At 71.1% G+C, this 24,511-nt stretch carries 22 protein-coding genes; 14 read left to right on the forward strand and 8 right to left on the reverse strand.

What is annotated here, in order from left to right:
• Positions 1–112 precede the first annotated feature (112 nt).
• Complete coding sequence (locus KZ813_RS11755) at positions 113–952, reverse strand: RMD1 family protein (protein ID WP_308461871.1); 840 nt, start codon at positions 950–952, stop codon at positions 113–115.
• Between the two features lie 378 nt (positions 953–1,330).
• Between KZ813_RS11755 and KZ813_RS11760 the strand changes: the two genes are divergently transcribed.
• From KZ813_RS11760 to KZ813_RS11775, 4 genes are all read left to right on the forward strand, one after another.
• Positions 1,331–3,652 (forward strand): TonB-dependent receptor, encoded by a 2,322-nt coding sequence (locus tag KZ813_RS11760; RefSeq protein ID WP_219755182.1) that lies wholly within the window; start codon positions 1,331–1,333, stop codon positions 3,650–3,652.
• Positions 3,653–3,684: 32 nt separating this feature from the next.
• Complete coding sequence (locus KZ813_RS11765; protein WP_219755183.1) at positions 3,685–5,115, forward strand: M20/M25/M40 family metallo-hydrolase; 1,431 nt, start codon at positions 3,685–3,687, stop codon at positions 5,113–5,115.
• Positions 5,116–6,128: 1,013 nt separating this feature from the next.
• Positions 6,129–9,137, forward strand: coding sequence for a TonB-dependent receptor (locus tag KZ813_RS11770; protein WP_373369275.1), 3,009 nt, complete (start codon positions 6,129–6,131; stop codon positions 9,135–9,137).
• 108 nt (positions 9,138–9,245) lie between these two features.
• Entirely contained in the window at positions 9,246–10,931 is a 1,686-nt protein-coding gene (locus KZ813_RS11775) for a GH35 family beta-galactosidase (protein WP_219755185.1), read from the forward strand.
• Positions 10,932–11,175: 244 nt separating this feature from the next.
• Here the strand turns inward: KZ813_RS11775 and KZ813_RS11780 are convergent, their stop codons facing one another.
• Positions 11,176–11,919 (reverse strand): FadR/GntR family transcriptional regulator, encoded by a 744-nt coding sequence (locus KZ813_RS11780; protein WP_258046696.1) that lies wholly within the window; start codon positions 11,917–11,919, stop codon positions 11,176–11,178.
• A 793-nt stretch (positions 11,920–12,712) separates the two neighbouring features.
• Here KZ813_RS11780 and KZ813_RS11785 point away from each other — a divergent pair.
• Both KZ813_RS11785 and KZ813_RS11790 read left to right on the forward strand, forming a co-directional pair.
• The gene (locus KZ813_RS11785) at positions 12,713–13,480 is read left to right on the forward strand and encodes an SDR family NAD(P)-dependent oxidoreductase (protein ID WP_219755187.1); all 768 of its coding nucleotides are present in this window, start codon (positions 12,713–12,715) and stop codon (positions 13,478–13,480) included.
• A complete protein-coding gene (locus KZ813_RS11790; protein ID WP_219755188.1) occupies positions 13,477–14,439 on the forward strand; it encodes a glycoside hydrolase family protein in 963 nt (320 codons plus the stop codon). Before KZ813_RS11785 ends, KZ813_RS11790 begins: the two co-directional genes overlap by 4 nt.
• Positions 14,440–14,678: 239 nt before the next feature.
• Here the strand turns inward: KZ813_RS11790 and KZ813_RS11795 are convergent, their stop codons facing one another.
• Entirely contained in the window at positions 14,679–15,422 is a 744-nt protein-coding gene (locus KZ813_RS11795) for a glycosyltransferase family 2 protein (protein WP_219755189.1), read from the reverse strand.
• 55 nt (positions 15,423–15,477) lie between these two features.
• Entirely contained in the window at positions 15,478–16,884 is a 1,407-nt protein-coding gene (gene phoA / locus KZ813_RS11800) for an alkaline phosphatase (RefSeq protein WP_219755190.1), read from the reverse strand.
• A 298-nt stretch (positions 16,885–17,182) separates the two neighbouring features.
• Between phoA and KZ813_RS11805 the strand changes: the two genes are divergently transcribed.
• The 3 genes from KZ813_RS11805 (at position 17,183) to gmk (ending at position 19,508) form a co-directional block, all read left to right on the forward strand.
• A complete protein-coding gene (locus KZ813_RS11805) occupies positions 17,183–18,016 on the forward strand; it encodes a hypothetical protein (protein WP_219755191.1) in 834 nt (277 codons plus the stop codon).
• A complete protein-coding gene (locus tag KZ813_RS11810; protein WP_308461872.1) occupies positions 18,007–18,786 on the forward strand; it encodes a metallophosphoesterase family protein in 780 nt (259 codons plus the stop codon). The genes KZ813_RS11805 and KZ813_RS11810 overlap by 10 nt, the downstream gene beginning before the upstream one ends.
• A gap of 62 nt (positions 18,787–18,848) precedes the next feature.
• On the forward strand, positions 18,849–19,508 hold the full coding sequence (gene gmk, locus KZ813_RS11815) for a guanylate kinase (RefSeq protein WP_219755192.1): 660 nt from the start codon (positions 18,849–18,851) through the stop codon (positions 19,506–19,508).
• Positions 19,509–19,522: 14 nt separating this feature from the next.
• On the opposite strand, the gene KZ813_RS11820 is transcribed toward gmk, so the two are convergent.
• From KZ813_RS11820 to KZ813_RS11830, 3 genes are read right to left on the reverse strand one after another with little or no spacing between them, the layout of a single operon-like run.
• Positions 19,523–20,203, reverse strand: a complete 681-nt coding sequence (locus KZ813_RS11820) for an ATP12 family chaperone protein (RefSeq protein ID WP_219755193.1) — start codon at positions 20,201–20,203, stop codon at positions 19,523–19,525.
• Positions 20,200–20,415: a hypothetical protein gene (locus KZ813_RS11825; RefSeq protein ID WP_219755194.1), complete on the reverse strand. Its 216-nt coding sequence runs from the start codon at positions 20,413–20,415 to the stop codon at positions 20,200–20,202. Before KZ813_RS11825 ends, KZ813_RS11820 begins: the two co-directional genes overlap by 4 nt.
• Complete coding sequence (locus KZ813_RS11830; protein WP_219755195.1) at positions 20,412–21,068, reverse strand: HAD-IA family hydrolase; 657 nt, start codon at positions 21,066–21,068, stop codon at positions 20,412–20,414. The genes KZ813_RS11825 and KZ813_RS11830 overlap by 4 nt, the downstream gene beginning before the upstream one ends.
• Before the next feature lie 187 nt (positions 21,069–21,255).
• Between KZ813_RS11830 and KZ813_RS11835 the strand changes: the two genes are divergently transcribed.
• The 5 genes from KZ813_RS11835 (at position 21,256) to KZ813_RS11855 (ending at position 24,129) form a co-directional block, all read left to right on the forward strand.
• Entirely contained in the window at positions 21,256–21,456 is a 201-nt protein-coding gene (locus KZ813_RS11835; RefSeq protein WP_219755196.1) for a hypothetical protein, read from the forward strand.
• A gap of 87 nt (positions 21,457–21,543) precedes the next feature.
• A complete protein-coding gene (locus KZ813_RS11840; protein WP_219755197.1) occupies positions 21,544–22,332 on the forward strand; it encodes a crotonase/enoyl-CoA hydratase family protein in 789 nt (262 codons plus the stop codon).
• A 296-nt stretch (positions 22,333–22,628) separates the two neighbouring features.
• A complete protein-coding gene (locus KZ813_RS11845) occupies positions 22,629–22,934 on the forward strand; it encodes a glycine zipper 2TM domain-containing protein (RefSeq protein WP_183921641.1) in 306 nt (101 codons plus the stop codon).
• 105 nt (positions 22,935–23,039) lie between these two features.
• Positions 23,040–23,468: an OsmC family protein gene (locus KZ813_RS11850; protein ID WP_219755198.1), complete on the forward strand. Its 429-nt coding sequence runs from the start codon at positions 23,040–23,042 to the stop codon at positions 23,466–23,468.
• A gap of 94 nt (positions 23,469–23,562) precedes the next feature.
• Complete coding sequence (locus KZ813_RS11855) at positions 23,563–24,129, forward strand: glycine zipper 2TM domain-containing protein (RefSeq protein WP_219755199.1); 567 nt, start codon at positions 23,563–23,565, stop codon at positions 24,127–24,129.
• Positions 24,130–24,198: 69 nt separating this feature from the next.
• Here the strand turns inward: KZ813_RS11855 and KZ813_RS11860 are convergent, their stop codons facing one another.
• Positions 24,199–24,420, reverse strand: a complete 222-nt coding sequence (locus KZ813_RS11860) for a hypothetical protein (RefSeq protein ID WP_219755200.1) — start codon at positions 24,418–24,420, stop codon at positions 24,199–24,201.
• Positions 24,421–24,511 lie beyond the last annotated feature (91 nt).

Consider the following 24,511-nt stretch of genomic DNA (forward strand, 5'->3'; position numbering starts at 1 on the left):
GCGGCCGCGGCCACCCGACCAGAGCTGCTGGCTCGTAGATGGAGCCCGTACGGCGCGAGAAGCGGCCGGCGCGATCCGCACGACCGCTTCGGGGTCCGCCAGAGCCGTCGGCCTAATGCGGCCAGCGGACCGCGATCTCGTAGAGCCCGATCGCGACCTCGAAGGCGATGAGGCCGATGACCGAGAGCTCGAGACGCAGCGACCTCTTGTCCTGGACGAGGTCGAGAAGCCACTCGGCGGAGTCGCCGAGCATCTCCAGCTTGCGCTCGATCGTGCGCGTGCGGTCTCCCAGCTCGTACTCCGCCTCGAGTCGGCCGTAGAGGCGGTCGAGTTCGGGGTGCTCCCACAGGAGATCCGGCTTCTCGCCGATGCGCGCGCGTCCCACGACGCGGTGTTGCGCGGAGAGGACGCTGCCGATCTGGCGCATGATCTGGCGGATGGGGAGGTGGGCACGACCGTGCTCGCGCATGTCGACGAGCAGTGGCTCGATCCGGTCGAAGGCGTCCTCGATGCGCATCTCGTCGCGGGCGAGGACGACGGAGCGCGCCAGCACGGTCGCGGCGAGCAGAAGCCGCTCGGGCGTCACTTCGCGCAGGCGGATACGGCCGTCGGCGGACACGGTCTCGTCGCCGTCGTCGCGCAGCTCGACTCGGGCGGTCTCGATCTCAGGGCTGGTCGGCGGGTCGACCGCGTGCGGCGTGACCTGCGCCAGGATGCGTGCCTCCTCCTCGGACGTCGCGCCGACGAGGACGACGGCGCCGTAGCGGAACACGAAGGCGCACGAACCCTCCAGCGCGACCGTCTCAGGATCGCCGAAGTCGACGAGCGCGCGCATGTCGATGCGCGTGCCCAGCAGGTGAGCGCGCATCTCGATCTGGTCGCCGCGTCCCGGCAGCGGCATGACGAGCGCCTCCGGCAGGCCTGTCGGCCGCAGGATCTGGGTATTGATCACGGGCATCGGCTCCTCGGTGACGCGGCCATCGATCATCTAGCGATACTCTCGCGGCGGCACGACCGCAGCCCCCTCGGCGACGGCATGCCAGTAATCTCGAGCACTGCCATCGAGCGACGCCAGTCCGGCCGGCCGCGACGAGGCTGTGACGAGGTGGACGAGGCTCTTCGGCCGGCTGCCTCGGAGGGCGGGCCGCCTCAGCCCGAAGCGGCGGCGTCAGGACCGGGCCGCGGCTCCCGATCCATGCGCGATCCGATCGGAGAAAGCCGCTGCCGCTCGAGCAACTGAAAACCTATTGATCCGATCGGATTTAGTGGCGATGCTTGTCTCTGCTCGCCGCTCGGCAGAGCGCATCGCAGACAAGACGTCAGGGGCATCATGCGACCGATCGGGCCAGCCGCGCTTCTCCTCGCCACCGTTGCCGTACCCACGCCCTCTCTCGCCCAGGCGGCACCGCCTCCACCCGCCGCGGGCGAGGCCGCCGCCGATGCCCCCGCCGCCGCCGAGGAGCCTGGCGACGTCGTCGTCACCGCTCTGCGTCGTCAGTCGACCGTGCAGACCACCCCCGTCGCGATCTCGGCGCTCGGCGAGGACCAGCTCTCGCGCCTGGGCGCCACCACGATCGCCGACGTGATCCGCCAGGTGCCCGGGCTGCAGCTCACCGAGAGCGACTCGGGCCGCACGCGCGTCTCGATCCGCGGCGTGCAGGCCTCCGGCGAGAGCACCGTCGGCCTCTATTACGGCGAGACGCCGCTCACCGGCCCGTCCGGCACCAACTCGGACCCGGCGGGCAACACGCCCAACCTCAACCTCTTCGACGTCGAGCGCGTCGAGGTGCTGCGCGGGCCGCAGGGCACGCTGTACGGCTCGGGATCGATGGGCGGCACGCTGCGCGTGTTGTTCAACCAGCCCAACCCGACCGCTTATGCCGGCACGGTCGAGCTGCAGGCGAGCAGCACGCGCGACGGCGGGATCGGCTATGTCGCCAAGGGCGCGCTCAACGTGCCGCTCGTCGCCGACCGGCTGGCGCTGCGCGTCGTCGGCTATCGCGAGCGCCAGCCGGGCTTCGTCGACTATACGCTGCTCGACCGCCGCGACACCAATCGCGCCACGCTGGAGGGCGGGCGCGCGATCCTGGCCTATACGCCGAGCGACGCGGTGACGCTGACCGCGACCGCGCTGCTACAGACGCAGGACATCGCCGGCACCTCGCAGTACAGCTCGGCGCTGGGGCCGTACCGCGCCGACTTCCAGATCTTCCAGCCGTGGCACGACAAACTGCAGCTGTACAACGGCGTCGGCCGGTTCGATCTCGGCTTCGCGACGCTGATCGCGAGCGCCTCATGGTACCGCTGGGACGTCGAGAGCACCAACGACAACAACGCCGCCTTCGCCAGCGTGGTCTCGGGCGCGCGCTGGTGCCCGCTCTACACCCGTGTCGCGCTGGGCGTGCCCGTCACCAGCTGCACCGCGGCGCAGCGCAGCGCGTATCAGGCCTATGCCCGCTCCAAGGCGCCGTTCGGCGCCTACCAGCCGCGCTACGTCCGCAACTTCCTCCAGGAGGCGCGGCTCGGCTCGAACGGCACCGGCCCGCTGACCTATACCGTCGGCCTGTTCCACGAGGACCGGTTCGACCGGGTCGACACTTTGCCCTTCGCCGGCGACCCGATCACCGGCGGCCAGCGCGACCCAGTCGACGATCTCGGCGGCCGCAACATCCTCACCAGCGTCGAGCAGACCGCCTTCTTCGGCGAGCTCGGCTATCGCCTGTTCGCGCCGCTGACGCTCACCGTCGGGCTGCGCCACTTCGATTATACCAAGACGGTGGGCGGCGCGTACCTCGGCTATAATTTCACCAACGGCCAGGAACCGCGCGCCTATGAGGAGACCACCGCCAACGCCAAGGGCTGGGTGAAGAAGTTCAACGCCGAGCTGCGGCTGACGCGCGACCTGCTGGTCTATGGCAATGCCGCGCAAGGCTTTCGCCCGGGCGGCGCCAACAACATCCCCAACCTGCCCGCGCAGTATCTCGTATATCGCCCCGACTCGCTGTGGAACTACGAGCTGGGCGCGAAGACGTCCTGGTTCGGCCGGCGGCTGACGCTCAACCTGGCGGTGTATCGCACCGACTGGGACGAGGTGCAGACCAGCGTCTCCACGCTCCAGCAGGGCGGCGGCAATTTCAACTTCATCTACAATCTCGCCGGCGTCCGCGTCGAGGGCGTCGAGCTGGAGGCGAGCGCGCGTCCGCTGCGCCACCTCACGCTGAGCGGCAGCGTTAACTACAATGACGCGCGGCTGACCTCGGATCAGGTCGACTCGACGGGCTTCATCACCGCGCCGGGGCGGTCGGGCGACGTGCTGACCTACGTGCCGCGCGCCACCGCCGCCGCCGGGATCGACTATGCCCCGCCCATCGACGACCGGTTCAACGGGCTGTTCCGGCTGGACTATACCTATACCGGCCGGATGACGACCGAGCTGCGCGAGAGTAATGCCTTCTATCGCCGCATCGGCGACTATAGCATCGTGAACGCGCGCGTCGGGATCGAGGGGCAAGGTTTCGGCGCCTATGTCTTCGCCAGCAACCTGTTCGACGAGAACGGCCTCAACCGCGTCGCCTCGGCGACGGGCACGCCCGATTACTACGTCAGCACGCGCCCGCGCACGATCGGGGTCAACGTGCGCCAGAGCTTCTGATCCGCCCTTACCGCCATCCGAGAGGAGAACCCATGTACCGCCTCGTCACCGCCGCGACCGCGGCCGCCGCCCTCCTCCAGCCGCTCGCCGCCGCGGCCCAGGCGCCCGCCGCCGCGTCGCGCCCCGACCGCACCGCCTTCCGCGAGCTGTACCGCGAACTGGTCGAGACCAACACCACCTCCTCGGTCGGGGACTGCACCCGGGCGGCGCGCCAAGTCGCGGCGCGGCTGCGCGCGGCGGGCTACGCTGACTCCGATCTCACGATCTACGTCCCGGAGGGACGCCCGCGCGACGGCGGGCTGGTCGCCACGCTCGCCGGCTCGGACACCGAGCGGCCCGCGTTGCTGCTGCTCGCACACATCGACGTGGTCGAGGCCAAGCGCGAGGACTGGCAGCGCGACCCGTTCACGCTGATCGAGGAGGGCGGCTATTTCTACGCGCGCGGCGCGAGCGACGACAAGGCGCAGGCGGCGATCTTCGCCGACACGATGATCCGTCTCAAGCAGCGCGGCACCGCACCGCGGCGCACGGTCAAGCTCGCGCTGACCTGCGGCGAGGAGGGGTCGAACGAGCGCGTGCTCAACGGCGCCGGCTGGCTGGTCGACCATCGCCCCGAGCTGATCCGCGCCGGTTTCGCCTTCAACGAGGGCGGCGGCGGGCGCACCGCGCCGGGCGGCGGCCCGGAGACGCTGGGCGTCCAGGTCGCGCAGAAGTCGCCGCGCAACTTCATCCTCGAGGTCACCGATCGCGGTGGCCACAGCTCGCAGCCGCGCCCCGACAATGCGATCTACCGCCTCGCCGCGGCGCTGACCCGGCTCAGCACGCTGCGCTTTCCGGTGCGGCTCAACCCTGTCTCGCAGGCCTATCTCGCCAAGGCCGGCGCGCTGCGCCAGGACGCGACCGGCGCCGCGATGGTGCGGCTCGCCGCCGCCCCCGGCGACGCCGCGGCGGCCGAGGCGGTGTCGCGCGACCTCGCGCTCGACCCGCTGCTGCGCACCACCTGCGTCGCCACGATGCTGGAGGCAGGGCACGCCGCCAACGCGCTGCCGCAGCGCGCCGCCGCCTCGGTCAACTGCCGCATCGTGCCGGGCGAGACCGCCGACCAGACGCGCGCGGCGATCGAGCGGGTCGTCGCCGACCCGCAGGTGAAGGTGCTCCGCAGCAAGATCCAGGAGCGCCCGGTGGCGGAGAGCGCGCCGCTCGACCCCGCCATCCTGCGCCCGATCGCGGCGATCGGCGCGAAGCATTTCCCCGGCGTGCCGGTGATCCCCACTCAGTCCGCCGGCGCCACCGATGCGACCTATCTCAGCAAGATGGGCGTCCCGACCTACGGAATCCCCGGGCTATGGAACGATCCCGCCACCGCGGGGACGCATGGGCTCAACGAGCGCATCCCCGCCGACGCGTTGTATCGAGGGCGCGACTATATCTACGATCTTGTCACCTACGTCGTTCAACATTGAGGCGGCGCGCGTGCCCCCTGCCAAAGGGCGAGGCGGCCTGTTCCCGCCGAGAGGCCCGGTGTGCGCGTCGTCCGCTCGCGCGCACAGCGAGATGCGCGAGCGGTCCGCGACGATGGGGAAGGCGCGACGGTGGGCCCCAAGCGGAGTAGTTAAAGCGCCGCTAAGCTAGCCTCTTCATCTTCGGCAGACCGACGGTGCGTACAAGGAGGGCTCGATCCCTCCTAGAGGAGCCCGCGATCCACATGTTGGCTACGTACAGTCTTGGCAGAAGCGGTCGCAGCAAAGGGCTCAAGGGCGCTTGGCACCTATATAGTGCCGCCAGGGGAGAATGGGTCGAGATCTCGTTCTGCTCGAAAGGTGATGCCAGTCGCCTCGCGTCGGACCTTTCCGTGTTCGCAGGTACTTGCTAGCTGACGTCGGCGGGCCGCCGCGAACATGACGATCGCGGGGCTCGTACCCTCAGGCTTGTGACAAGGCGCGCGTTCTCGGCTCCGAAGATGCGAGTGGTAGAGAAGTTGGCCTGCGTTCTCGCCGACGTCCACCGAGGCTTCAGCCGCTAACGCCTTCGCGTCGTCAGGCAGACCTGCGAGCAGCGCCGCCCGGCGGTGCTGGCATAGAGCCAGCATTCGCCAGCCGATCCGCCGCGCGCGAACGTAGAAATGCACCGCGTACAGGCGAGTTCGCGCTCGACCGACAACCCTCACGCGCAGACTCGTTCCGGCGATCCGTCTTCGGCGCCCGCCAGTGTGTGCCGCCGGCGGGCAGCGGCGCTGACGCGGTCGCGCTTGCGCAAACACGCGCTCGGCCGGTCGTCGCCAGCGCCTCCCACAGCGGAGTCGCCAAGTCGCGACCTCGACCGACCCGGCAGGTCACGAGCACATATTGTCAGGCCAAAGAAAGCGGTTCGGCTTGACGATATCAAGGCATTGGCATACGAACTACATGATAGCGCTAACGGCGCTACACAGCCTGCCGCTACGAAGCAGGCGTCACAGCATCGAGGGAGGGGCCCCGTGTCAGTGCATCATCGTCACACCACCCGCCTGTCGCTACTTGTCGCGGCCGCGGCGATCGCCGTCATCGCCGCCGACGCGCAGGCGCAGAGCGCTACCGCGCCGGGTCCCGGCGGTCAGCAGCCCTCCCCCGCGACGCAGGTCGACACCGCTGCCAACCCGGACGCCCAGGTGCCGCAGGGCGCGGTGCAGAGTGTCGAGCAGTCTACCGATGCCGGCCAGCCCGGCGCGGACATCGTCGTCACCGGCATCCGCGCCTCGCTCCAGAGCGCGACCAACGCCAAGCGTAACTCGGTCGCGTTCGGCGACTCGATCTTCGCCGAGGATATCGGCAAGCTGCCCGCCACCAACCTCGCCGAGACGCTCAACCGCATCCCGGGCGTGCGCCTCAACCGCGACATCAGCGGGGAGGGCACGCAGGTCTCGATCCGCGGCCTCGGCCCCAGCTTCTCCAAGGTGCTGCTCAACGGCACGCAGTTCGCGGTCGCCTCGGACGGCGGGACCAACGGCTCGGGCGGCGGCAACCGCGAGATCGACCTCGACTTCTTCCCGTCAGAGCTGTTCACCCGGCTCGACGTCGCCAAGACGCCGACCGCCTCGACGCTCGAGGGCGGCATCGCCGGGACGGTCAACCTGCGCAACGCGCGGCCGTTCGACAAGCCGGGCACGCACCTGACCGTGGTCGCGCAGGGCGCCTACACCGACAGCAACGACAAGGTCGGGCCGCGCGGCGCGCTGGTCGCCAGCCACACGTTCGGTGACACGTTCGGCGTGCTGCTCGGCGTCGCCGGGGTGCGGCAGAAGACCCGCGTCGACGGCTATGACACGGTCGGCTTCACCGACGCCAACCTCGCCTGCGGCACCGGTTGCAACGTCTCGCCGCCCGAGAGCAACGGCTTCAGCTTCGCCTCGGTCACGCCCGCCAACGTCGGGCGCGGGCTGGTCGCTGGCACGCCGGTCGATCTCGCCGCGACATCGGGCCTGTCGCTGTCTCAGCTGTCCAAGGCGATCATCCCGCGGCTCGGCCGCCCGGTGCTGACCGAAGGCACGCGCGAGCGGATCTCGGTGGTCGGCGCGGTCGAGTGGCGCCCGTCGGACGCGCTCCACTTCGCGCTCGACGGGATCTGGGCGCGGTCGAAGCGCGACTATCTGCGCTCGAACATGAACTGGCAGGTGCGCAACTCGGGGCCGGGCACCTCGCCGCAGTCGACGGGCGGCATGGTGCCGTTCGACATCGAGGTGGACTCGAACAACGTCGTCACCTCGGGCGTGTTCGCCAACTCGTCCTTCTTCTCCGAGAACAGCATCTTCAACCAGGACACCAAGTTCTGGAACGTGACGCCGAGCGCGTCGTGGAAGCCGAGCGAGACGGTGAAGGTTGACCTGTCGGCGAACGTCGGCAAGAGCACCTTCTTCCGCGAGCAGCCGACCTTCGCCTTCCAGACCGCGCCCAACTCGGGCGTCGAGGTGACATACGACAACACCAACGGCGACCCGCAGCCCAGCATCGCCGCCAACGTCGACCTGGGGGACCCGAACCTCGGCTGGCAATGGTATCGCGTCAACGTCCAGAACGTCCGGCGCGAGACCGAGACGCGCGGCGCGCACCTCGACGTCTATGTCGGCGACGACGCGCTCAACGTGAGATTCGGTGCCGCCTACGATCAGGCCAAGCGCAGCGTCCGCGCCTATGACAATACCAACCCGTTCCAGCTGTCGGTCTGCGGCAATCCCTGCACCGGTAACGGCGGCAGCGTGCCGACCAGCGCGATCCCGCAATATCTGATGCGCACCGCGGCGACCAACTTCGGTCATCTGTCGCGCGGCACCTTCGGGGTGACGAGCTTCATCGTGCCCGATCTCGACCGGCTCAAGGAAGTGACCGACTACGCGCAATATCGCGATACCGCGCCCGAGACCCGCGGTGCGGTGACCGGCGGCTCCACCGGTGACATCGACGAGAAGGTCTACGGCGGCTATGCCGAGATCAACGGCACCTCCGAGCTGTTCGGCCGCGAGCTGCGCGCCAACGCGGGGTTCCGCTATACCTACACCAAGCAGCACGTCGTGGGGCCGAGCCAGATCGGCACCGCGATCGTCGATATCGTCGCCGATTCGGAGTATGAGGAGGTGCTGCCGTCGGCCAACCTCAGCTACGACGTGCTCGACAACCTCAAGCTGCGCTTCGCGGTGTCCAAGTCGCTGACGCGGCCCGACGCCGGCTCGATCCTGCCGGGCGTGACCTTCTCCGACCCGAGCGCGCAGATCGCCACCGCCGGCAACCCCGCGCTCCAGCCCTATACGTCCGACAACATCGACGTCGGCGGCGAGTTCTACACCGGCGGCGCGGGCTATATCGGCGTGGCGCTGTTCCGGAAGAGCATCAACGGCTTCACGGCCACGATCCAGCAGGCCACGCCCTTCTCGGAGCTCAACATCCCGGTCGACGCGCTGCAGGCGACGCAGCGGCAGGCGCTGCTCGATCGGGCCGCCGCCTCGGGCGTGGCGGTGTCGGCGGTGCCGATCACGGTCAACCTGCCGGTCAACCTGAACAACCTCCTGATCAAGGGCGTCGAGGGCACCTGGAACCAGCCGCTCGACTTCCTCACGAAGGGGCTGGGTTTCCAGGCCAACGGTACGCACATCACGCAGAAGTCGGACAGCGGGCTGGTCGCCGCGGGCGTCCCGCGCTGGCAGTATAACGTCCAGGGCTATTACGAGAATTACGGCCTGTCGCTGAGCCTCAACTATGTCTGGCAGGGCGGGGTCATCGCCGCGAACGCGCCGCAGAACAACCTGCCGCTCGGCCTGCTGGCGGACGCGCGCGGCCAGCTCGATCTGTCCGCGGGCTATCAGTTGCCCTTCATGAACAAGGCGGTGCGGCTCACGCTCGATATGTTGAACCTCACCAACGCGCCGATCCGCACCACCTTCGGCTATGACAATGCCACGTACAACGTCTATTATCCGGGGCGGCAGGTGCTGTTCGGCCTGCGCGCCAGCTTCTGATCGGTCCCGGCACGTCTCGCGTCCTTCCTCCGAGGCGTGCCGCCGCTGGGCCGGTCTCCCGCGGGGGCCGGCTCCCTCTCTTCGGGCGAGACTTACCTAGGAGCCGCGATGTTCAGCCTGATCTCCGCCGCCCGCACCGTCGCGGCCGGGCTCGCTCTGCTCGCGGTCCCGGCCGCACAGGCGCAGTCCGCGGCCACCCCGCACCTCGAGCGGCGCGGAGCGGCAACGCAGCTCATCGTCGATGATGAGCCCTTCCTGATGTTAGGCGGCGAGCTCCACAACTCGAGCAGTAGCGATCTCGCGTACATGGCGCCGATCTGGCCGCGGCTGAAGGCGATGAACCTCAACACCGTGCTCGTGCCGGTGGCATGGGAGACGATCGAGCCGCAGGAGGGCCGCTTCGACTTCAGTCGCGTAGATGGCTTGCTGAAGGGCGCGCGCGCGCAGAACCTGCGGCTGGTCCTCCTCTGGTTCGGAGCGTGGAAGAACACCTACTCCAGCTACGTGCCGGGATGGGTGAAGCGGGATCAGGCACGCTTCGCGCGCGCGCAGACCAGCGACGGGCGCGGGACGGAGCGACTGTCGCCGTTCTCTGCCGCCGCGCGCGACGCCGACGCGCGCGCCTTCGGCGAGCTGATGCGACACCTGCGCGCCGCCGACGGGACGCAGCACACCGTGGTGATGGTGCAGGTCGAGAACGAGGTCGGCGTCATCCCGGAATCGCGGGACCATTCGGCCGCCGCCGACGCCGCGCTGGCCGCGCCCGTGCCGGAAGCGCTGCTGCGCTACCTTGCCGCGCATCGCGCCACGCTGCACCCGACGCTGCGCACCGCCTGGGAGGCCGCTGGAGCACGCGCCGCGGGAACGTGGCATGAGGTGTTCGGCGACGCGGCGATGACGGACTCGCTGTTCATGTCATGGGCCTATGCCACGTTCATCGAGAAGGTGACCGCCGCGGGAAAGGCGCACTATCGCCTGCCGATGTTCACCAATGCCGCGCTGATCCGACCGAACTACGAGCCTGGCCAGTATAATTCGGGCGGACCGCTGCCGTTCGCCATCGATATCTACAAGGCCGGCGCGCCATCGCTCGATTTCCTGGCGCCCGATATCTATTTCGAGGATTACGCCGACTGGGCGTCCCAGTACGCGCGCCCTGACAATCCGCTGTTCGTACCGGAGGCGCGCGGCGGGCCGGTCGGAGCGGCCAACGCGCTCTATAGCTTCGGCACGCTCCAAGCGATCGGCTTCTCGCCGTTCGGGATCGATGGCGAAGGGGTCGTGTTGCAGGGGGACGCCAGCATCGGCCTCAGCGCGGCGGGCGAGGGGGATCCGGCGATGACAGCGCTCTACGGTCAGCTCGCCCCGCTCGCGCCGACGATCCTGCGGAAACAGGCCGAGGGCAGCGTCACGACCGTGCTGATGGAGGGCGGCGCGCAGCGCGCCGGCCGGGGGCGCATCGGCGAGTATATCGTCAACATGGTGCGCGCAGCGGGCGCGAAGGGTGACGTCGACCAGACCAGTCGCATTGCCGCCATGTTCCTGCAGAACGGCCCCGACGAGTTCCTGGTCGTGGGCAGCGGCGACGCGCAACTCAGCTTCACCACCGATCGCCCCGGCCCGCCGCTCGTCGGCGTGGAGAGCATCGACGAGCAGGTTTTCCGGGACGGGCAGATCGTCACGGCTCGTCGGCTGAACGGCGACGAGACGGGGCAGGGGCAGTCGCTGCGATTGTTCTCGAAGGATGCCGGCGACGAGAAAGTGTATCGGCTTCGACTCTATCGCTACAGATGACCCCTGCGCGACGGCGCGGCGTCGCCGCCGCGAGAGTCGGGCGTAAGGTCAGCGAGATCGTGCGGGAGGTGGGCGGATCTTGACGGTGGGCAGGATGAAGGCGCCGGCGGACCTCGCGTGTCGGCCGTGGGCGATCAAGCGCGCTCCAGAAGGTGCGCTCACCTTCTCTGCCCACCGCGGGCATCTTCCCCGAGCGCTGACCGGACGTGGGCGCGGTGACCGATCGCGTCCGCCCTCGGCATCGTCACCCCGCAGGTTCGGACACGCCCGCGCGGCGCGCGAAGACGTGTCGACGTTCGTCCATCTTGAGCCTGGCCCGCTCGCGGGCATCGTGCTCGGTCGCACGATAGAGGCTCTCCGTGACCCGCGTGAGGTGAGCCCGCATCGCCTGGCGCGCCCCGTCCGGATCGCGGGCCCGTAGCGCGGCGAGGATGCGCAGATGATCCTCCACGGGCGGCTGGATACCGATCTGTCGCGCGAGCGAGAAGAGATAGACGCACAATGGCGAGCTATACCTCTTGTCCCAGAGCGTCTGTACGACGCTGACGATGGCCTCGTTGCGCGTCGAACGGGCCAAGGTCAGGTGGAAGTCGCGGTCCGCCCGTTCGCGGATGGTCTGATCCAATCCATTGTCCGCCATCTGCGACAATAGACCCTCGAGTTCGGTCAGTTCGAGGTCCTCGATCGTACCGGCGGCCAGGGCCGCCGCCTCGCCTTCGAACAATCGCCGTGCCTCCGTCACCTCGAAGGGGCCGACATTGTCCGTCAAGTCGGATGCCGCGGTCTCCGGCTCGGTCGCGACCACGTAGACGCCCGCGCTGTGACGCATCTCGACCACGCCGCGCAGCTCGAGGACGATGACGGCTTCACGGACCGTCGGCCGGCTCACGCCGAGAAGTTCCGCGAGTTCGCGCTCGGAGGGCAGTCGACTGTTCACCGGATAGTGACCCAGGCGGATCGACTGCTGCAGGCGTCGTGCAACTTGCATGTAGAGGCGTTCCGGAGCGCCTCTCGACCGATCAGTTGTCAACGTCGCTATGTCCCATCCAGGCGGGGAGCGGCGTGCTCCCGGTCGCAGCCGCATGTTCGCTCTCAACGGCCGACTATCTGCCTTACCACGTCGTCCGACAATCCCGCAAACGGCCCTGTTGCACTGCGCGCAGGTCGCATAGCCGCCATGCTCGCGTCGGTGATCCGTGCCGTCGCTCACCGGGGAGATGTCGGGGTACCTTCGTCGCCGGCCGGGGGTGTCGCGACGAGCATGGAGTTACCGCGGGAGCGAGTGCCGCGATCGGCGGCGACGTGTCCGTCGGCACGACCATACCTTGAGAGGCTCACCGCGAAGCGGCGGCGGCGCCGGTGACCGCCCGCCGAGGCCTGGGTAAATAACGACGCTCGCACTCAAGCCGGCGCATGCCGCGATGCTGGCGCGCTATCTGGCGTATTGGCGGGCAACCGCGACGTCCTACTCGACGTGCGCTTCATCCCTGAAGGGATCAACGCGCAAGATGAGATCGTCCCCGCGGTGACCGCCGACAAACAGATCGTCGCGGCCTATGCCGATCACGCGATCGTGTCGGGCGGACCGACGCGCGCGATCGACCTCGTCAACGCCACCGCGGCGTGGCGGTTGGTGGTGGAGGCGCCGCGCGATCTCGGCCGCTACGAGGCGCGCGCCACCGGCGCGGGTCGGCGCCGCGCTCGGTTCGCCGCAACACCGCCGCGAGCTGAGGCCGATCGCGTCCGAGCGGCGTTATGCGGCGGCAGCGGAGAGGACGGCGATGGCGGCCAGGACGATCGTGGTGACGGGCGCGGAATCGGGCATCGGGGCGGCCTGCGCGGCGGCGTTCGGCGCCGCCGGCGATCGCGTCGCCGTGCTCTACTTCAGCGACTCGGTGGCGGCCGAGACCAGCGCCGCGGCGGTGCGGCAGCGCGGCGGCGAGGCGCTCACGGTCCAGGCGCATGTCGACGACGAGGCGTCAGTCGACGCCGCCTTCGCCGCGGTGGAACGTGCCTGGGGACCGGCCGACGTGCTGGTCAACTCCGCCGGGCTGAACATGAGCGGCGTCACCGTCCGCACGATGGCGCTGGCGCAGTGGCGCCGGCTGATCGACACCGACCTCACCGGGGCCTTCCTCGTCTCGCGCCGCTTCCTCACCGGCCGCGGGGAGACGGTGGGCGACGCCGCGATCGTCCATATCTCGTCGATCCACGCTTATGCGGTGCGCGCCGGCGGAGCGGACTATTGTGCGGCGAAGGGCGGCCTGTCGAACCTGGTCGAGACGCTCGCGATCGAGGAGGCGCCGCGGCGGGTCCGTGTCAACGCGATCGAGCCGGGCATGATCCTCACGCCGATGAACGCGCGCGCGCAGGCCGACCCGGCCTATCGCCGCACGCTGGAGGGCAATATCCCGCTCGGCCGCGCCGGGGACCCGGCCGAGGTGGCGGATCTCGCCGTTTTCCTCGCGTCCGACCGCGCGCGCTACATCACCGGTGCGCGGATCGTCATCGACGGCGGCCTGTCGCTGATGCAGGCGCTCGGCGCATGACCGTGCCGGACCGTACCGCCGCGATCGCCGACCCGCACCGCCGCGACACCGTCGTGGCCGCGACCGCGCCGCTCGACTTCAACGTCAAGTCGATCGAGCCGGTCACCGTGGTCGGCCCGCGCGCGCTGATGGCGCGCGACCTGATGAGCCCCTATGTCTGGCGCGAGGACGACGGTCGCTGGGGGCTGATGGTGCGCGCGACCGTCCGCGCCGGTGAGCCGCTCACCGACACCGGCCAGATCTGGGCGGGGTGGAGTGACGACGGCGCGCACTTCACGATGCTCGACGCGCCGTCGCTCGTGCCCGGCCCCGGCGACCATGACGCGGGCGGGGTCGAGGACCCGACGGTGGTGCGCGAGCCGGGCGGCTATGTCGTCTATTACTCGGGCGTGCTCGCCGACCACGCGCACGGCGAGCTCTCCTACGCGACCGGTCCGTCGCTCGACCGGCTGACCAAGAGCGGCGTGGCGCTCGCCTCGTCCAAGTCGGAGGGCAACACCAAGGAGGCGACCGTCGACCGCACCGCCGACGGGCGCTGGCGATTGTTCTACGAATATGCCGCCGACGCCGCGTCGCGGATCGGGCTGGCGGTCGGGCCGAGCGTGTCCGGTCCGTGGACCGAGCAGCCGACCCCGTTCATGCCGCGCGCGGACAGCTGGGACGACTGGCACCTCTCGACCGGGCCGCTGCTGACCGACGATCCCGCGACGCCGGTGATGTTCTACAACGGCGCGACGCGCGACGCGCGCTGGCGGATCGGCTGGGTCGCGTTCGACGCGGCCTATGAGCGGGTGGTGGCGCGCGGGATCGAGCCGCTGCTCACCCCGCCGCCGGTGGCCGATCGCTCCGCCACCGACATCGCCTTCGCCGCCTCGGTCGTGGTCGAGGACGGGGCGATCTGGCTGTATCACTCGCTCGAGGACCGCCGGCTGGCACGCGCGCTGATCCGGCGCAGCTGAGACGCGAGCGCGGTTCACCCTGTCTCGCTGCGGCGCTCTGCCTCGGTCGCTTCCGGCTGTTCGGCCCGGCGCTGGCGCCGCTGCTGGTCGGGTTAGGGGTGCAGGCTGTCGCTCGCGCTGCCTGCTGGTGCGGCTCGCCTGCGCTGCTAACGCGTCGGCGTGTCGTGCGGTCGACCGCCGTCCGGAGGCCGCACGCGCTTGAGCGCGGATGACGGGCGGGACGCCCGCCTCGGCCGCGGTCAGGCCGCGTGGTCCGCCCGGTCGAAGACGGGGTGCGCGCGGACTCGGCGCGCGTTGGCGATGCCGATCGCGCTGTCGTGGCTGAGGCGGTTCGCCTCGGCGACATGGTAGAAAGCGACGACGTCGTCGATCCGTTCGAACCGCGCCCCCGCGGCGACGAGGCGGACGTAGAAGTCCCAGTCGTTGCAATTGTGGAACGACGGGTCGAAGCCGGCGACCGCGGCCGCGGCGGCGCGGCGCACGATCGACCAGCTCGGCCCGACCGCGCCGGTGATCGCCAGCGCGGAGAGGATGTCGCCGCCGCCCCAGCCGCACTCGGGCTCGCCGGCGGCGCCGCACGGCCACACCCGCCGGAACTGGCCGACGACCACGTCGGCGTCGCGCCCCGCCCCGAGCAGCGTCGCGGCGGCACCGTCGAGCCAGACGTCGTCGCTGTCGAGGAAGGCGACCCACTCGGCCCGGGCGAGCGCGAGACCGGCGTTGCGCGCGCCCGACGCGCCCGTGTTGCGCGGGAGCAGGAGCGCGCGGATCGACGCGTGCCGCGCCTCGAGCGACCGCAGCACCGCCGCGGTCGAGTCGGTCGAGCCGTCGTCGACCAGGATCACCTCGCGCGGCGCGGGAACCTGCGACAGCACGCTCGCGACCGCCTGCTCGACGGTGCGCGCACGGTTGAAGCAGGGGATGACGACGTCATAGCCGCCGCACCCCACGGCGTGGGGCGGCCCGATCTCTGATGGAAGCATGGCGCTGCCCCTAAAGTGAGGCGGCCCCGATCGCAACGGCGCCGCGCGTCCCGGTTCAGCGCAGCGCGAGCGCGTCGCGGATGATATAATGGAGGTCGGTCTGGTCGAGCAGGCCGCTGACGTTGACGGCGTGCGGGCCATAGGCGGCGATGCGCAGCTGCGTGCCGGTATGGCCCTGCGAGCCCTCCTCGGCGGTGCCGTAATTGACCGTGATCACGCTGCCATCACGCGTCGTCAGCGCCGCGGTGAGTCCGGGCGCGCGCGTGCCATTGCCGACGATCTGGCTGGTGTGCGCGTGGTCGGCGGTGACGATCACCAAGGTGTGGCCGTCCGCCTCGGCGAAGGCGAGGGCCTCCTGCACCGCCTCGTCCAGGTCGACGGTTTCGCCGATCTGGCCGCACGGGTCGGCGGCATGGTCCTGCTTGTCGATCGAGGCGCCCTCGACCTGGAGGAAGAAGCCCTTGGGCCGACCGCGCAGCAGCGCGATCGCCTTGCGCGTCATCGCCGCCAGCGTCGGCGTCGCGGCGGTGCGCTCGGCGTTGGGCCGGCATGTCGCCGGGGGCTGGTCGATGTTGCCGTGGTGGGTGGCGCGCGGTCCCATCCAGCGCACCGGCATGTTGCCGTCGGCGAACAGCCCGATCAGCGGTTGCCGGTCGTCGGCGCGGCGCACCGCGTCCAGCTCGGCGGCGGTACGGACGATGCGATAGCCGCGCGCGCGCGCCTGGTCGAGGAGCGTCCGCCCCTTGTACGTGCCGGCGCGCGCGGTCTCGGCGAAGCTCTCGGCGCCGCCGCCCAGGACCAGGTCGGCGCGCGTCGCGAGCAACTGCTCGGTGATCGAGCCCGCGCCGCCCTGCTCGAGCGCGTTCCCCGGGCAGGTCCGGCTCGTCTCCGCCGGCGCGAAGCAGCTGCGCTGGACGACATGCGCCAGCTGCGCGCCCGGCGTCGCATCCTGGATCGCGGCGGTGGAGACGTCGCCGGTCGCGAGCCCGGCCGCCTTGGCGCGCTCGAGCAGCGTCGGCTGCGGTGCGCCGCGGATGTCGACCCCGATCGCGCCGTTGTAGCTCTTCACCCCCGACGCCCAGGCGGTAGCCGAGGCCGCGCTGTCGGTGACGTAGTTCGGTTTGCCCGTGGCGCGATCGAGCGAGTAATGCGTGTACTGGCCGGTGAAGGGCAGCGCGTCGATGCCCTTGAAATAGCCCCCCGCGCCCTCGGCGTAGTTCCGCGCCAGCGTGATCTCGGAATCGCCCATGCCGTCGCCGATCAGCAGGATGACGTTGCGCACCTCGCCCTCTGCCGCGAGCGCGCGATAGGTGGCCTGCATGTCGCCGCGCAGGCGCCGCGCGCCGCCGGGCCGGCTGAGATCGCCCGTCGCGGCGCGCGACAGGTCGGGCGCGGCGCGCTGCGCGAGCGCCGGCTGGGCATTGGCGGCGAGCAGCGCGGCGAGGGCGAGACGCGGGATCATGCGGTTCTCCTGGGATCGATCGTGAGGCGCCGCGGGGGCGCAGGTCCGAAGCGGCGGCGGTGAGGCCCGGCCGTGCCGGCCGAGGCTTCGCCTTCCCGCCAGCGAAGGACTCCGCCGCCTGACGTACCGGGTCCGGTCGTGCGCCACCGCGCCGCGCTCCAGCGTTATGGCCCCGCTGTGTCAGCTCAGTGACGGTCGCATGTCGGGAACGTTACGGCGCGCCGCGGGTCGATGCCGCGCCCGGTGATCCGGCCGGCATACAGCGTCGGTTCAGTGGCATAAGGGCACGGGAGGCGGCATGAGTGATCCAGAGCGTAGCGCCGGCCGCGACGTGGCCGAGGAGATGGCCGCCCTGTTCGGGCCGGGGGTGCGTCCCGCGTCGGCGGCGCCGCCGCGCCCGCTGCCCGCGCGATCGGGGCGGCGCCGCTCGCTCGCGCTCGGCGCGGCCGGCCTGGCGGTGGCGGTGACCGCCGGTGTGCTCGCCGGTACCAGCGCGGTCGGCCCGGTGGCGCGCTCGCCCGCCGCGCCCGTGCCCACGCGTGCCGCCACCCGCGCTGCCGCGCCCAGCGCGGTGCCGAACGCCACGCCGGGGCCGGCCCCGCTGGCGCTGCCCCCGACCGTGCTCGCCGACTCGCCCGAGGCGGTGCCGCCCGTCGCCGAGATGGCGCGCCCCGCCGAGCGCGCGCCGATCGACCCCGCCGCCCCGCTGCGAGCGCGCGCGACCCTCGCGCCGGTCGCGCCGCGCTACACCGCGCCGCCGCGTCCCACCGCCGCCGAGCGCTACGCGGCGGCCCCGCGCGTGCCGTCGGCGCCGGCCGCGCGTCCGGTCGCGGTGCGCGCCGCGTCGGGCAACGGGGAGCGCTGCCTCGATGATCCCTATTGCGCCGGCGAGCGGCTGTACGACGCCGACGGCGAGGTCGCCGCGGCCTATGCCGAGGCCACCCAAGCGGGCGTGAGCGCGCGGCTGCTGCGCGACTATCGCGGCGAGTGGCTGCGCGCGCGTCGCGTCGGGCGTAGCCGGCCGCGCGAGGCGCTGCGCGTCTACGGCATGGTCGCCGCCGACCTGCGCATGCTCGCCACCGACCCCGAGGGCGAGGACACGCGTGTCGACGAGCGGAGCGCGTGGCGCTGATCACGCTGCGCCACGAGCGCCACGCCGCGCCCACGGGCGCGCGCGCCGGCGACCGGCCGCTGTACGCGATCGGCGACGTCCACGGCTGCTACGACCATCTCCACGCGCTGCTCGCCTGGGTCGCGCGCGACGCCGCCGAGCGCTCACCCGGCACCGCGCCGGTGCTGGTGCTGCTCGGCGACTATGTCGACCGCGGGCCCGAGTCGGCCAAGGTGCTCGCCGCGCTCACGTGGCTGGCGCGCTCCAGCGCGATCACCGCGCGGCTGCTCGAGGGCAACCACGAGGCGATGTTCCGCCTGTTCATGGAGCGGCCCGCGGCGAACGGCCAGTGGCTGCGCTACGGCGGGTCGGAGACGCTGCGCTCCTACGGCGTCGCGCCGCCCGAGGAGGAGCCCGACGCCGCCGCGCTCACCGCGCTGCGCGACCGCCTGTTCGACGCCATGCCGGTGGCGCAATACCGCCTGCTCGAGCGGCTCGAGCCGATGGTGCGCGTCGGCGACTATACCTTCGTCCATGCCGGGGTGCGGCCGGGCGTGTCGCTGCGCGCGCAGCAGCGCGACGACCTGCTGTGGATCCGCGACGACTTCCTCGATCACCCGCATCCCGCCGAGACGATCGTGGTGCACGGCCACACCTGGGCAAGCGACCGGCCGGTGCTGCTGCCGCACCGGATCGGGCTCGACACCGGCGCCTATGAGACCGGCGTGCTCTCTGCCTTGCGGATCGATCGCAACGGGCTGGAGATCGTCCAGGCGGTCGCCGCGGCCTAAGCGGCTGGCCCGTGCGGACGCTTTGCCTTGACGCGCCGCGACCGCGCGGGGCATCAGCCGGCATGGACTCCGCCCCCCCCGCCGACCCGCACCATATGAAGCGCCGCGGCGTGCTGTTCGTCCTCTCCTCGCCCTCGGGCGCGGGCAAGTCGACGATCGCGCGGATGCTGTTGGCGAGCGAGCCCGAGCTGTCGCTGTCGGTCTCGGCCACCACGCGCGCGATGCGGCGCGGCGAGGAGGACGGGCGCGACTATCATTTCGTCTCGCTCGACCGCTTCCGCGAGATGGCGGCGAACCACGAGTTCCTCGAGTGGGCGCACGTGTTCGACCAGCGCTATGGCACGCCGCGCGCGCCGGTGGAGGCGATGCTGGCGGCGGGCAAGGACGTGCTGTTCGACATCGACTGGCAGGGCGCGCAACAGCTCCACCAGATCGCGGGCGGGGATGTGGTGCGCGTGTTCATCCTGCCGCCGTCGATGGAGGAATTGCGCCGTCGGCTCGAGGGTCGCGCCACCGACGCGCAGGAGATCATCGATCGCCGCATGGCGCGCGCGGACGCCGAGATCAGCCACTGGGACGGCTACGACTATGTGCTGGTCAACGACGAGGTCGAGAGCTGCTTCGCCAAGGTGAAGACGGTGCTGGCGGCGGAGCGGCTCAAGCGCTCGCGCCAGACCGGGCTGATCGGCTTCATCCGCAAGCTGCGCACGCCGGCGGGCTGAGGGCAGCGGCGGCGCTACAGCGCCGCGAGAAATGCCACTCCCGCGTCGTAATCGCGCCGTCGCGCCGCGTTGGCAGCCGCGGCGAGCGGGTCCTCGCCCCAATGCTCGGCCTGCCAGCGCTCGTCGAGCGTCGCCGCGTCCCATAGCGACTCGGCGGTCACCGCGCCCTCGGCGAGCGCGAGCGCGCCGACCAGCGTGCCCGTGACGGTCACCAGCGGTGACAAAGCGGCGAGCGCGAAGGCGTCGCGGCTCGCCACCGCCTCGCCGAGCCGCGCCAGCGTCGCCGCCGGCTGGGCACGGTGCATCACGCCGGTGACCAGCGTGAAATGGATGTCGTAGCGCTCGCGCGCCCAGGCGAGCAGCGGGTCCCAGGCGGCGGCCTGACGCTCGACCAAGGCGGCTGGCGTATCGGCGCGATAGCAGAGCAGGTCGCTCTCGGCGTAGCGCGCCAGCCCGGCGGCGAAGTCGGCGCGCGCGGGCGCGACCCGGTCGATCGCGGCGTTGGCCAGCCCGGTGAGCGGCATCGCGCGCGGGTCGAGCGTCTCGCCCACCGCGCGCCACTCCTCGGCCACCAGCGCCGTCAGCGCGTCGCTCGGCAGCGCGAGCGGCGCGCGGCCGGGAGTGCGCACCGGGCGGTCGTCGAGCCGGACGACGCGATCGACGTCGACCGCCACCTCGCTCCAGAACCGCCTCACCGGTCGCTCCGCCACCGCGCCGCGAGCGCGCGCGGCACCGTCGCCATCACCCACAGCGCCGAGAGCACGATCGCGACGCCGAGCAGCCGTGTCGGCAGCGTCACCGCGCGGCCGAGCAGCACCACGCCCAGGATCGCGCCGAAGCTCGTCGCCAGCCTTACCCCCGCGATCGCGAGCCAGCGCGCGAACGCGGGGTCCGCCGGTTCGCTCACGCGCAGCACCCGAGCAGCTCGTCGCGGCGCCGCGCCACGGCATGCGCGCCCGCCGCCCAGAGCGCCGCCTCGCGATGATAGCCCCAGGTGACGCCGACCGCGCGCACGCCGGCGGCGCGCGCCATGGCCATGTCGAAGCTGGTGTCGCCGATCATCACCGTCATATGGGGCGCGGCGCCTGCCTGCGCCATCGCCGCCTGGAGCATCGAGGGGTGCGGCTTGGACGGGTGCCGGTCGGCGGTCTGCAGGGTGACGAAGCGCTCGGTCAGCCCGTGATGTGCCAGCAGCAGCGCGAGCCCGCGGTCGGACTTGCCGGTGGCGACGCCGAGCCGCCAGCCCGCGGCCGCGAACGCGTCCAGCGCGGCGATCAGCCCGTCGTACAGCGGCTCGGGGTCGAGCGCGGCCTCGGCGCGCATCCGCTGGAACGCGGCCTTGTAGTCCGCGGCGAGCGCCTCATGCCGCGCCGGGCCGCCCGCGGGCGCGAGCGCCGCCATCGCCTCGACCAGGCTGAGCCCGACGATACCGCGGATCGAGTCACGAGTCGGTGCGGCGAGACCCGCGCCGGCGAAGGCCGCCTCCATCGCGCGGCAGATGTTGGCCGCGCTGTCGGCGAGCGTGCCGTCGCAGTCGAATATCGCGAGACGTGGGAGCATGCCCGCGCGCTTAGGACGCGCCGCGCGCGAGCGCCAGCCTGGTTCATGCTGCGGTGCAGCGGCAGGGCGTGCGAGCGTCGCGGCGGAGTGCGTGTTAACCCCTTCGTAGGAGGGAACGGATATGGTTAAGCCCAGGGCGGGCGTCGGGGGGCGGCCGCGTGGATGACCGATCACGAGGGTGTGGGGAATGCTGGAAGCCGTTGCACTGACCTATGGCATGCTGCTGAGCTTCGTGCTCTCGGGCGCGTCGCACAATCGCAAGCTGGCGCGGCCGAACCCGCCGGTGCTGAACTACGTGGGCTATGTCCTGTTCGGCGCGACCTGCGCGCTGACCGCGACGCTGTCGGTGTACGCCGCCTGGGGGCTGGCGACCGGGCAGACGCTCTGATCCACTGACCGCGTCCGCCGATAACACCCGTTGACAGCCGCGGTCGCGCGGCGGTTCGATACGCCACCACGATCGAGCGGAGGCGGGATGGACGAGCGGGTGACGATCGCGCTGGAGGACGGCGTCGCCGACGTGCGGCTCGCGCGCGCCGGCAAGATGAACGCGCTGGACCCGGCGATGTTCGCCGCGCTGGCGGCGGCGATCGACCGGCTCGCGGTCACGCCGGGACTGCGCGCGGTGGTGCTCTCGGGCGAGGGGCGCGGCTTCTGCGCCGGGCTCGACATGGCGGCGATGGCGGTGGGCGGATCCGGACTCGCGCTCGCCGAGCGCACGCGCGGCGCGAGCAACGACGTGCAATATGTCTGCACCGGCTGGCGCGCCTTGCCCGTGCCGGTGATCGCGGCGGCGCACGGCGTCGCCTTCGGCGGCGGCTGCCAGCTGCTCGCCGGCGCTGACGTGCGAGTCGCCCACCCCGATACCCGGCTGGCGATCCGCGAGCTGCACTGGGGCCTCGTGCCCGACATGGGCGGCTACGCGCTGTGGCGCGGGAGCGTCCGCGACGACGTGCTGCGCGAGCTGGTCTATACCGCGCGCGAGCTCGACGCCGTCGAGGCTCAGGCGTGCGGGCTGGTCACCTACCTCGATCCCGCCCCGCGCGAGCGCGCGCTCGCGATCGCGCGCGCCATCGCCGCGCGCAGCCCCGACGCGGTGCGCGCCGCGAAGCGGCTGTTCGCGCTCGCCGCCGACGCCGATGCGCCCGCCATCCTCGCCGCCGAGAGCGCGGAGCAGCTGGCGCTGCTGCGCTCGCCCAACCAGGTCGAGGCGGTGCGCGCCAATCTGGAGAAGCGGGAGGCGCGGTTCGGCGAGGCGGGGTAGGGGACAGGTCGCACGACCAAGGGCGTCATCCCGAGCCCGTCTCAGGCTCCACCGTCGAGCTGGCGCGGCCGCCGCGGCAGACACGACGCGGCGCATCCTGAAGCGGGTTCCGCATGACATCCGCGAAGGGGGAGGCGGCGACGCCCCCCTGTCCCAGACGCGCCCCCGCTGCTCCTCCCGCCCCGCCGCGGGACGCCTGCAACACCATGAACGCCACGTTGTTCCCGGTTCATGCAACCGGGCTAGAAGAGACACGTTACGTCGCCAACATGAATTTCGAACGGGAGAATGAAGTCATGCGTAAGCTGATGCTGGCCTTCGGTGCCGCCGCGATGGTCGCGCCGACGCTCGTCGCCACCACCGTCGATGCCGACGCGCAGCGCCGGTACAAGTATCGTGAGTGGCGCGGCAACGACGGTCGCCTGCGCTGCCGCAAGCCCGACGGCACCACCGGCCTGGTGGTCGGCGCGGTGGCGGGCGGTCTGCTCGGCCGCACCATCGACTCGCGCGGTGACCGCACGCTCGGCACCGTGCTGGGCGGCGTCGGCGGCGCGCTGGCGGGTCGCGAGATCGAGCGGAGCGGCAAGCGCCAGTGTCGCTGATGCCACGTCGCGGTTGAGCCTTTCGGCCCGACCGACGTTAGAGGGGCGCGGTCCGCGAGTGCGGGTCGCGCCCTTTCTCTTATGGTTTCAGCGGGAGAGTATCTCATGCCCACGCGCGGTGGTTCGGCACGCTACGAAGGTCTCGGCAAGGACGGCAAGGGTTGGACCTCGACCCAGTCCAAGGCGCTCGACGACCAGCCCTATGGCTTCGGCACGCGCTTCGGCGACGAGCCCGGCACCAATCCCGAGGAACTGATCGCGGCGGCGCATGCCAGCTGCTTCACCATGGCCCTCAGCTTCGCGCTCGCGGGCGCGGGCTACGGCGACGGCACGCTCGAGACGAGCGCGCGGGTCACCGTCGACAAGGACGGCGACGGATTCACCATCACCTCGTCCAAGCTCGACCTCACCGCCAAGATCCCGGGCATCGCACCCGACGAGTTCGAGCGCATCGCCCAGGACGCGAAAGCAAATTGCCCGGTTTCCAAAGTGTTGAACGCGGAAGTCACGTTGACCCACAAGTTGGAGTCGTAAGTGTCTCTGAAATGAACAGGAGGTAGTTTCCCGTTCACGCAACCGCGGCACGGCGGCGTCGTTCATGCGGCATCACTCTTCTGGGAGACAAGTGATGCGTATCATCCTCGCCGCCGCGCTCGCCGCCACCACGCTGGCCAGCGTCCCCGCCGCTGCCGCACCGCAGGACCCGCGCCGCGCCAATCGCGAATATCGCGACGACGTGCGCGACGCGCGCCAGGAATATCGCGAGGATCTGCGCGACGCCGACTCGCGCCGCGACGTGCGCGACGCGCGCCGCGAGTATCGCGACAATGTCCGCGACGCGCGGCGTGACCGCAACGACCGGATCGGCGACTGGCGCCGCTCGGCGCGCTACGACTACAACCGCTACGAGCCTGGCCAGCGCGCTTATTATGCCGACCGTTATTATCGCGATGGCCGCTATTATCGCGCCCGCGCGCTTGGCCGCAACGACCGCATCTATCGCGGCTCCGACAACCGCTATTACTGCCGGCGCAACGACGGCACGACCGGGCTGATCGTCGGCGGTCTCGCCGGGGGCGCGCTGGGCAACATCATCGCCGGGGGCGGTTCGCGCCTGCTCGGCACCGTGATCGGCGCCGGCGGCGGCGCGCTGCTCGGCCAGTCGGTCGATCGCGGTCAGGTGGTCTGCCGCTGATCACCGCCCTCGAGCGGTCTGTATCGCGTACGAACGGGCGCCGGCAGCGATGCCGGCGCCCGTCTCGCGTCAGATGAACCCGCCGCCGAGCATTAGCCGCAGCCCGAAGATCAGGATCAGGACGAGGTTCAGGTTGCGCCCGGTGTTGCGCGACGACAACGCCCCCACCGCGGCGCCGACCACCGCGATCGGGATGACGAACCAATAGCCCCAGGCGAGGAACGGCAGGAACGGCACGATGCCGAGCACCAGCGCGACGAGGCCGATCAGGATCGAGAGCAGGTTGAGCATGTCGGCAAGATGGCGGCAGAGGAGGTGTATTGCAAGGATGAGACGGTGCCGGAAACGAACGATCGTGACCGACGCGCGCCTCGCCTGCCAC

The sequence above is a fragment of the Sphingomonas folli genome (assembly GCF_019429525.1).
Lineage (GTDB): Bacteria > Pseudomonadota > Alphaproteobacteria > Sphingomonadales > Sphingomonadaceae > Sphingomonas > Sphingomonas folii.